The sequence below is a fragment of the Kribbella sp. NPDC000426 genome (genome assembly GCF_040300265.1).
Lineage (GTDB): Bacteria > Actinomycetota > Actinomycetes > Propionibacteriales > Kribbellaceae > Kribbella.
Genome location: NZ_JBEPDK010000007.1, coordinates 14,264 through 24,888 on the forward strand (window position 1 = coordinate 14,264; position 10,625 = coordinate 24,888).

The 10,625-nt window shown below is 69.5% G+C and carries 4 protein-coding genes; all 4 read right to left on the reverse strand.

Annotation, left to right across the window (positions count from 1 at the left end; all coding sequences use genetic code 11):
• Nucleotides 1-15: 15 nt before the first annotated feature.
• Nucleotides 16-5,739, reverse strand: a complete 5,724-nt coding sequence (locus tag ABT313_RS31645; RefSeq protein WP_350861392.1) for an Ig-like domain-containing protein — start codon at nucleotides 5,737-5,739, stop codon at nucleotides 16-18.
• 104 nt (nucleotides 5,740-5,843) lie between these two features.
• A complete protein-coding gene (locus ABT313_RS31650) occupies nucleotides 5,844-8,054 on the reverse strand; it encodes a hypothetical protein (protein ID WP_350861393.1) in 2,211 nt (736 codons plus the stop codon).
• Nucleotides 8,051-9,034 (reverse strand): glycosyltransferase family 2 protein, encoded by a 984-nt coding sequence (locus ABT313_RS31655; protein ID WP_350861395.1) that lies wholly within the window; start codon nucleotides 9,032-9,034, stop codon nucleotides 8,051-8,053. The genes ABT313_RS31650 and ABT313_RS31655 overlap by 4 nt, the downstream gene beginning before the upstream one ends.
• Nucleotides 9,035-9,081: 47 nt before the next feature.
• Nucleotides 9,082-10,623, reverse strand: a complete 1,542-nt coding sequence (locus ABT313_RS31660; RefSeq protein WP_350861397.1) for a gamma-glutamyltransferase — start codon at nucleotides 10,621-10,623, stop codon at nucleotides 9,082-9,084.
• Between the last annotated feature and the right edge of the window lie 2 nt (nucleotides 10,624-10,625).

The window sequence follows — 10,625 nt, forward strand, 5'->3', positions numbered from 1 at the left end:
GGGAGCCGCATCCCGTCAGCGGCGGGTGCGGGCGAGGGCGAGGAGGGTGGCGCCCAGGGCGGCTAGGAGCGTGCCGAGGGTGAGGATGATCGCGGGTGGGCCGCCGGTCGGTGGGAGATCGTCGCGGCTGGTACGGAGGTCTTCGGTGGGCTGGGCGCCGACGGTGACCTTGACCGGAGCGGTGGCTTCGCCGACCTGGTAGGTCGCCTTTGCGGTGCCGGTGAACGCGGCCGCTGGTTTGAGGGTGACCGTTCCGTCGCCAGCGACCGACCAGGTGCCGGCGCCGTTGGTGACGTGCTTCGCGCACGTGCCCGTAGACGTGCGGAGGCAGACCGAGCTCGGTTCGATCGCGCCGCTGTCGTTGAGGAGAGGGTTGACGGCGACCGGGTTGCCCGGGGTACCGGTCGCTGTGTCGGGCACTGCCTTGGCGAGCAACGGCCTGGCGACTGTCACGTCGAGCAGCGCGGTGTCGGACGTGCCGTTCGCGTCGGTCACGCGGTACGCGAGCGTTCGCGTCGTCCCGATGAACCCCTTGGCCGGGGTGTAGGTGACTCCCCCGTTCGCGCCGACCACGAACGTGCCGTCCGCGGTCACGGACTTCTTCTCCTTGCCGTCCGCCGGATCACGCAGTACGACGGAAGCCGGCTGGAGCGGTGCGGACGGGTCGCCGGGCTTGTCGTTGTCGAGCACCGGCACCACGACCGCCGTACCGAAGGCTGTGTCGGCGTTGTCGTCCGTGACGACCGGCCGCACCGGCGCAACCGTGACGGTGATGGTCGCGCGGGCCGAGTTCTGGTTGGTGTCCTTCACGTCGTACGCCGTCGGCCGCGTCGTGCCGGTGAACGTCGCCACCGGACGGAACGTGATCTTGCCACTGGCAACGACGTACGTCCCCTGCCCGGCAACCGTCACCTGATCGACCAGCGCGCCGCCGGGTCCGACCAGGAGCAACGAGTCCGGGTCGAGCGTCGCGCCCGGACCAGGCTTGTCGTTCGCCAGCGGGTCGAGCGTCACGGCGACATGCTGCTTGGTCCGCGCCACGTCCGGCACCGCGACCGGGCGATCCTGCACCGTGACCGTCAACGTGCCCGCGCCGACCGTCCCGTTGCGGTCGGCAACCTGATACCCGACGGGCACAGCCACACCGGCGAACCCGTCCACCGGCGCGAACTGGATCGCCCCGGTCGGCTGCACGGTGAACGTCCCCTCCCCTGGCACAGTCAGCGTGGCCACCGGATCCCCGGTCGCCGGATCAACGAGGCGTACGCCGCCCAACGGCGCACTGGCGTCACCCGGCTTGTCGTTCGCGAGCACGTCGACCGTCACCGGAGTCCCGTACGGCGTCGTCGCCGCGTCGTCCGCGATCACCGGCGTCACCGCCGCGACCGTCACCGTGACGGACGCGCTCGCCTTGTTCCCCGTGGTGTCGGTGATCCGGTAAGCGACCGCGACGGCACCCCGGTACGCCGGGTCCGGGTCGAACACAAGCTTCCCCGAGACGACCGTGAACGCACCCTGCCCCGGGATCAAAACCTTGCCGCCCCACGAGCCGCCGTACACCTGCAGGCTGGTCCGATCGAACTGCGCGCCGGTCCCCGGCTCGTCGTTCGCGAGCGGGTCGACAGTGACGTTCACGTTCTGCTTGGTGGTCGCGACATCCGCCACCGCCGACGGACCCTTCCCGACGGTCAGCACCAGCAGACCTTCCGCGGTCGTCCCGTTGCCGTCGGCAATCCGGTACGTCGCCGGCGTCGTCACACCCTGGAACCCTTTCGCCGGCGTGAACGTGACCGCCCCGTCGTCGCCGGCGCGGTAGCTCCCCTCGCCGGCCCGCGTCATGGTCTTGCCGTAGTGCCCGGCCGCGTCCTTCAGCACGAGACTCGACGGGACCAGCGGCGCGGACGGATCGCCCGGCTTGTCGTTCGCCAGCACGTCCACCGCGATCGCATGCCCGTACGGCGTGATCGCCGAGTCCCCGATCGCGACCGGCCGGACCGGCGTCACGGTCATGCTCAACGTGGTGGTCGCGTAGTTGCCGTCCGAGTCCGCGACCCGGTAGCGAATCGCGGTGGCCTTGCCCTGGAACGCCGGCAGCGGATCGAACTCGATCGCGCCGCTCGCCTGCACGGCGTAGGTCCCCTGCTTGGCAACCGTCAGCTTCGTCGCATACCCCGTCCCGTCAAGCAGACCGACCGAACCGCGGTCGAGTGTGGCGTCGGTGCCCGGGATGTCGTTGGACAGCACGTTCACCGTCACGGTCACGTTCTGCAGGGTCGACGCGGTGTCGGCGACGGCGACCGGCGGCTTGCCGACCGTGACCGTCAACCGTGCCGTTGCCTTGGTCCCGTTGCTGTCGGCAACCTGGTACGTCAGCGGCGTACCAGGACCGCGGAAGGTCGCCGCCGGATCGAACCGGACCACTCCCCCCGCCGCCGTGTACACACCTTCGTTCGGGATCGTGACCGATGCCTTCGGCAACCCATCGGCAGGATTGATGAGGACCAGACTCCCCGGCGCCAGCGGCGCCGACGGATCGCCCGGCTTGTCGTTCGCCAGTACCTTCACCGTGACGGTCTTCCCGTACGGCGTCTGCGCGGTGTCATCGGCCGCGACTGGTGTGATCGACGTGATCGTGACCGTGATCGTCGATCGCGCGGTCTGACCGAACCAGTCGGAGATCCGGTACGTCACCTTGGTCGCCGTACCGGTGAATCCCGGCAGCGGGTCGACAGCGACCGTGCCGTCGGCGTTGGCCTTGTAGTCGGCCTGTCCCGGGATCTTCACCAGCTTCTTCAGCGAACCGTCGGCCGGATCCACGAGCGTGAGGCTCACCGGATCAAGCCCGGACCCTCGCCCGGCGGTGTCGTTGGCGAGCGGGTTCACGCGGAGCGGGAGGTTCTGCTTGCCGGTCGCTGTGTCGGCCGCGGCGGTCGGCGCCGGCGGCTTGGCGACCGTGACGGTCAGCGCGGCCGTGGTCGTCGTACCGTTCACGTCCGAGACGCGGTAGGTGACCGCCGTCGCGACGCCGGTGAACCTCGGCATCGGGTCGACCACGACCTTGCCCTCCGGCGTCGCCGTGTACGTCGCCTGACCCGCGACGACGACAGTTGCCTTTGGCTCCTTCGTCGTCGGGTCGATCAGCTGCACACTGCTCGGCACCAGCGGCACGGACGGATCACCCGCGTCGTCGTTCGACAGCACCGGCACCGTCACGTTCGTGTCGTACGCCGTACTCGCGGCGTCGTCGGACGCATCGGGCTGCACCTTCGTCACCCGTACGACCAGCGTCGACTTCCCGACCGCATCGTTGCTGTCGGCCACCTGATAGGGAATCGCGGTCGCCGTACCGTTGAAGGTCGGCAGCGGCTCGAACAGCACCTGACCGTCCGGCTTGACCGTGTACTTGCCCTGACCGCTCACCACCAGACTCGTCAACGGATCGCCGTCCGACAGCGCCAGCAACCGCACGCTCTTCGGATTCAGCGCAGCACCGGTCGGACCGGGCTTGTCGTTGTCGAGGACCGCGATCACCACCGAGCGACCCTGCAGCGTGGTGATCGTGTCCGGGTTCGCCACCGGCGGGCCGGGCGCGTCGACGGAGACGGTGAGGACGGCACGCGCCGGCGTGCCGTTCTTGTCGAGCACCTGGTAGCTCAACGGCGTACCGACGCCTTTGAACCCGTGCACCGGCTGGAAGGCGACCTCGCCGGACGCGACCAGATAGGTGCCCTGCTGCGCGATCGTCACCTTGTCGACGAGCTGCCTGCTGACCGGGTCGACGAGCCGCAGCGTGCTCGGCACGAGCGGTGCGTCGGGCGAACCGGGCAGGTCGTTGTCGAGCACGGGTACGACGACATCGGTGTCGAACGCGGTCGAGATCGAGTCGCCGTTGGCCGTCGGCGTGACCGGCGTGACCGTGACGGCGAGCGTCGACTCGGCCGTCTGGTCGGTGGTGTCGGTGACGCGGTAGCCGATCGACGTGCCGACGCCGATGAACTGCGGTTGCGGGACGAAGTCGACGCCGCCGTCGGGCTTCACGACGTACTCGCCCTCGCCGGCGATCACCACCTTCTTCTTGAAGGTCGCGTCGGCCGGATCACGCAGTACGACGGAGCCGGGGTCGAGCTGAACGCCTGCCGCGGCGTGGTCGTTCGCGAGCGGCTTGACGGACACGCTGACGTTCTGCGGAGTCGTCGCGGTGTCGGGTGCGGCGGTCGGCGCGGGCGGCTTGGCGACCGTGACGGTGAGCGCGGCGGTCGCGGTGATGCCGTTGCTGTCGGCAACGCGGTAGGTGACTGGTTTGGCCGGACCGACGAACCCGGGCACGGGCTCGACGCGGATCGTGCCGTCGGTCTTGGCGACGTACTTCGCCTGGCCGACCACGTTGACCATCTCGACGCACTTGCCGCCGTCGACCAAGCAGAGGGTCGCAGGTGCGAGCGGCGCCGACGGATCGCCTGGCTTGTCGTTGTCGAGAACCGGAACGACGACCGGTGTGTCGAACGGCGTCGTCGCGGTGTCGTCGGTCAGAACCGGCGGAGGCGGCGGGGTGATCGCGAACGGGTAGTCCTCGACCTCACCGGAATCCGCGGCTCCGATCGGCTTCTCGACCTGTACGTCGTTGTAGCCGACCCGCACCCGCGCGTACGACGCACCCGCCTTGGGCGCGATCTCCGACCACCTCAGCGTGACAGTCGTCTGCTTCGCGGCGAACGGAGCGCACGCGCGCTCGCCCGGCTCGAAGGTGCCGTTGACGTTGAGGTCGATCCACCCGCACGCGCGACCGGCCTTCGACGTACCGGCGAGCTGCAGGTCGGTGGTGTACGTCGTCTGGTTGGTGCGCAGCGGCTTGAAGACGACGCCGTCATCGGCCTGATCGGGTGTCGCCGGACCGGTCGTGCCGTTGGCAACGTCGGCGTTGTCCTCGGTGACGTCCTTCCCGAGTTGTACGTCGCTGAGCACCGACCAGGCGGCGCCGTACGACGCCGGGGCGTCACCGAAATCCTCGGGCGTGGTCGCGACGATCGAGAACGCGTCACCGGAGGACGCATTGTTGATGGCCGGGAGCTTCGGGTGCTTCGTGAACTGCGCGGTGACGGCGAAGGTGAGCTTGGTGACGATGCCGTTCACCCGGACCGATCCGCAAGCAGCAGTCGCCGAGGTGTCGAGACCGGACGGGGACTTGGTGTTGACGCAGTTCGGCCCGGCGTCGTGATCGGCGGCGCTGATGGTGTCGCTGGTGACGGCGAGGTTGTTGCCCTGTCCGAGCTTCGTCAGGCTCAGGCCGGCGGTCGTCAGCTTGAGGATCGAGTGCAGCTCGGACTGCGCGATCGGCTTGCCGCTGTCGGTCCGGCTGACCGAGCCGCCGATGCCGCCGAGGTGCAGGACCGGGTTGCGGACGGGCTGGGAGAACGCGATCGTCACCGTGCCACGATCGCCGCACCCGCCGGTGGACGCGCAGTCGCCGGTGTTCACCACGACGTCCTGCGCCGGCACGTTCTTGCCGAGCGCGGGCTGATAGGTGGTCGGGCCGCTGCCGCGGAAACCCGCGGTGGACGGATCGCCGAGCTCGGTCCTGCCGCTCGTCGTGATCGTCTGGCGCAACGCCGAACCCGGCATCACCGCAGTGGCCGCCGAGCTGAACGGCGTGGCCGGCACCTGATAGGCGTTCCCAGCGACACAGCCGAGGCTCAACAGGCCGGTGGCAAGGAGAATGGCCCCCGGTCGGGTAGCCCGCATGTGTCCCGCCCTCCCGAGCAATCAGGGTGCCGAAGTGCATCGGCCGCGGGCGGGCGGACCTGCGTAGACGTAACGGTCTGCGCCGACACAATGTTACGGGAGAATCACTCTCCGAGTTCGTAGATCAGAACCTTGCCGATGCTGTGTCGGCGGACGGCGAGTTGGTCGAGCGCGGGCGAGATCGGGCCGTTGCGGGTGTCGGCGTACAGCCAGCGGACGCCGTACTCGTTTCGCAGCTGCCGGAGTACTTCGGGGGTCGGTGCGGTGAGGGCCTGGTTGGTGAGGGCGACGCGGTCCGGCCAGGGCGACGGCTGCTCGGTGTAGCGGCGGCCGCCGTTGCCCTGCTTGGCCATCGCCTGGTTCGTGTACGCCCAGCCTTCGATCACCGTGCGGCGACCGGCGATCCCGCTGACGAGATACCCGCGCGCATCGCAGCCCGGCGCCGTCGTACCGGCCGGCCGGCACCACGTGTTGGTTGCGACCACGTCAGTAGAACCAGAGTTCTCGCCGAGCCACAGCGCGGCCTCGGCCTCATCCGGATAGACCCACCAGCGCGCGGCCCGGTACGTCGGCGCCTTCTCGGTGTCACCGCGTACGGCGCTCTGCAGGAACGAGCTGATCGGTGCCGTCGACAACAGCACGAGTACGACGAACATGCCGCCGCCCGCTTGCCGGAAGAACAACCGCCAGGCCGCGAGCAGGACCAGCGTGATGCCGAGAACCACGAGCAACATCCGCGTGCTCAGCCACAACTGCCGACCGGTCGACGCGGCCGGCACGCCACGCGCCCAGACCAGCAGACCGGCGTACACGATCGAGAGCGCGAAGGCGGCGATCGCTATCGGGATCGGCCGACGAGCCGCGCGGGCACTGGTCGCCGCGAACCATCCGGCGCCGGCCAGGCTGAAGGGCGCCGCGGTGTAGACGAAGTACGACTCGCTGACCGATGGATGGTCGATCAGCAGATAGCCGGCCCAGCCCGCGATCATCGCACCGAGCAGGAACCACGCGACCGGGTCCTTGCGACCGACGACGCCGAACCCGGCCCAGGACATCGCCTGCAAAGTCAGCAGCAGCCCGAGCAGCAGGCTGAGCGTCCCGATCACATGTCCGTGTGCGAGCGCCGGGAGAATCAGACCGCCGTCACCTGGTTGCGTGGTGTCGCCGGTGGCCGCTGTGTAGACGGGCAGCGACTTCAGTACGGCGAGGAACTGCAGCCGGGACCCACTGGTGCTTCCGGCCACGGTGAGGAAGGTCAGCGCACCTACTAGCAGCAGTGCGACCGTCGTACCAACCAATCGCCATGGCAGACGTCGCGTGGTGATCAGGAGGTACAAGGCGGCCAGTCCGACTGCTGCGACGAGCAGTGGGAGCACTGTGGGCTTCGAGCCGCCGCCAACGACTGCAACAGGCACTGTGAGCAGCCATAGCCACCTCGTGCCCCCTTTGAACAACAGCTCGATCAGGAAGACCGCCACTGCGACACCAGCGACCATGCCGAACGTCTGCGACGGACTGAGCAGGCTGACCGGCGGTGCGAGGTTCACGCTGGTGTCGACCAGCAGGAACAGCTGCGGTGCGGCCAGTGCGAGAGCTGCGAGTACGCCGGTCCACCACGTGCGGCTGACGATGCGGGCCAGTGTCGCGCAGACGAGCAGTGAGACGACCAGCCACGGCAGGACCCATAGCCGGAACAGCACGACCATCGGAGTCAGCCGGGTGGTGTCGACGGCGGCCGCCATGTCGGCGTTCGCGAGCCAGTGGTATTCGAGCCGCTCCCCCACGACCTGCGGGATCTCTGGCGGCACCGTCCGGGTCAGCTCATTCACCATCGACAGGTGATAGAGAAGGTCTGGGTAGTACGCCTCGCCGTGCGGCGGCATCGGGTGGTACGCCATCACGCCGAACGTGGCCGCGCCCATCATCACCGCCGCCGAGACGGCCAGTCCCCAGGTCCACGCCGTGGGCAACGGCTTGGGTTCGGCGATCCGCCAGTAGCTACGGCCGAAGATCGCGAAGCCGACCAGGACAAGCGCCGGCCAGACGATCAGCCAGCGTTGCCAGCCGAGCGCGGTGAAGATCGCCCAGCCGATCAGCTGCCAGGTCGCGCCGACGACCGAGCCGAGTCCCAGGTCCTCGGCCCAGTTACCCGTACTGCGCCAGGCCGCGCGGAGCAGGAGCGTGCCGGGGAGAGCGATCGCGACCGCGAAGTACACGGCGTACTTGAGCAGTGGACCCGGTCCGACATCGCCCAGCGACACGAACCCGCCGGCTGCCACCAGGATCGGCAGCAGCCACGGAAGCGACCTCTTCATCTGTCAGACGGGGCCTTGTGGTGCAGCGGCTCCTGATGGCCGTGGTCGCCGAGGCTGTCGTACCCGACGAGGAACTGCGGTCTGCGCTGACTCGACTGGAACAGGCGCGCGACGTACTCACCGAGCAGCCCGAGACAGAGCAACTGGATCGCGCCGATCACGCTGACCGCGAGCACGGTCGACGTCCAGCCGGGGATGCTCCGGCCGGTCAGCTTGATCACCAGCGCGCCGACGACGAACAACCCGGACATCGCACCACCGAGCAGCCCCAGCCAGGTCGCCAGCCGCAGCGGCGCCGCCGAGAACGCGGTCACGCTGTCGAACGCGAGCCGCAGCATCTTCGAGAAGTTGTACTTCGTCGTGCCGGCGGCCCGCTCGGCCCGGACGTAGCGCACCTCGGCACTCGGGAAACCGAGCCACGGGATCACCAGGCGGAAGACCCGCCCGTCGTCCGGCAGCGCGTTCACCGCATCGACCACGCGCCGCGTCACCAGCCGGAAGTCGGCCGCGTCGAACGGGATGTCCTTGCCGACCAGCCGGCACATCAAGCGGTAGTACAGCCGGGCGCTGGTCCGCTTCGCCCACGAGTCGCTCGAGCGGTCGGAGCGTACGCCGTACACGACGTCGACATCCTGCTCGTTGACCGCCTGGAGGAACTCCGCGATGACCTCCGGCGGATCCTGGAGGTCGGCGTCGATCGTGACGACGTACTGCCCGCGGGCGCGACGGAAGCCGGCCGACTGCGCGGCCTGGTGACCGCTGTTGCGGAGCAGCCGGACCACCCGGAGCTGCGGCCAGTCCTCGGCGGCCGCGAGCAGCAGCGGCGCGGTCTTGTCCCGGCTGCCGTCGTCGACGACGAGCAGCTCGTAGGTGATCCCCAGGCCGTCGAGCAGCGGGTGCATCCGCTCGAAGAAGATCGGCAGCACCTCCTCCTCGTCGTACATCGGTACGACGACGGAGAGCTCGGGATGGTCCCGCATCGGGTCACCTTTCAGGGTCTGAGGTGGCTGACCTTAACAGCGTGCGGTCAGGGGGAAATCGCCACCGCGCCGGTTCGGCGGGGGTCGCCGACCGCCAGCAGGCCGTCGGTCGGGTCCCAGAACGCGGCCGCGACGCCGCCGAAGTACATCGAGTGCGGCGGCATCGGGCGGGTCGGGAGCGCGGTCGAACCCGAGACCGGCAGGTCGTCCTCGTAGTCGACGACCACGTCCTCACGGACGCGGACATGCAGGCGCGGGTGCTCGACGGCTTCGCGGAGCGAGAGACCGCCATGGGTGTAGAGCGCGTAAACCTGGGCGAGCGCGGTCGGGATCCGGTCCGAGCCCGGCGAGCTGATCGCAAGGACGGCGCCGTCGCTCTCGCGGCGGGCGACACTCGGGGCCATGTTCGAGGTGAGGCGGGTGCCGGGCGCGAGGCTGTGCGGGCCGCCGTGCAGAAGCTCCTGCTCGCCGAGCGCGTTGTTCAGCCAGATGCCGGTGCCCGGGGTGAGTACGCCGGAGCCGTAGCCGGACGAGACCGTGATCGCGCAGGCGTCGCCCTCGTCGTCGACGACCGAGACCGTCGCCGTGCTGGGTGAGGTCAGCGCGCGCAGATCGCCGGCCGCGGCCAGGTCGAGCAGCTTCTGGCCTTCGAGCCGCCGTACATCTTCTTCGTCGAGCTCCGCGAGCCGGCGGCCAAGCACGGCGTGCTGCACGTCGACTAGTCGCTCCAGCTCGGCCTGTCTCCAGCTGCCGTCGGCCGGTACACCGTCGAGCAGCGCGAGCATCGCCGCGGCCGCGACTCCCCCGACAGCAGGCGGCGGGTTGGTCGCGAGGCGCCATCCGTTCTGCTTCACGACGAGAGCCGGACGGACGATCGCCTCGTACGCCGCGAGGTCCTCGGCGGTCAGGATGCCGTCGTTCGCAGCCATGTCGTGGATGAGGAGTTGGGCGAGCCGGCCCGTGTACATGGTCTCGGCGCCCTCGCGGGCGATCAGCTCGAGGGCTTCGGCGAGCTCCGGGATCACGACCGTGCTGCCGGCCTTGATCACCTCGCCGTCCTCGTCGTGGACGACACCGTGGCTGGGCTGGTGCCAGCCGAAGATGATCTCGTGGGTGAAGCCCAGGTAATACCCGGAGGTGCGGCTGAGCTCGAAGCCGTTGCGGGCGACGTCGATCGCCGGTTGGACGACCTCTCGCCACGCCGCCTTGCCGGCCCGACGGTGGGCCAGGTCGAGGGCCTTCATCCCGCCGGGCGTGGCGACGGAGCCGTGGCCGACGGTGGTCGTCGTACCGCCGCCGTAATCGGTGGTGATGTCCCAGACGCCTTGGCCGAACCGCTCGGTCGGCAGGCCGCGGCCGGGCATCTCGACCCAGCCGTCGATGGTGATCGCCTCACCACCCGCGACCTGCAACGTGACGAACCCGCCCGAGGCCGGCGACACCACGCCGATCTCGTTCACCATCGTGACCAGGGTGGCCGCGATGGCAGCATCCACCGCGTTGCCACCCTCGGCAGCCACCCGCACCCCGGCCTCGGCCGCGGCCGCGTTCGGCGCCGCGACCGCCACCCTGGGGTGATGGCCACTCATGA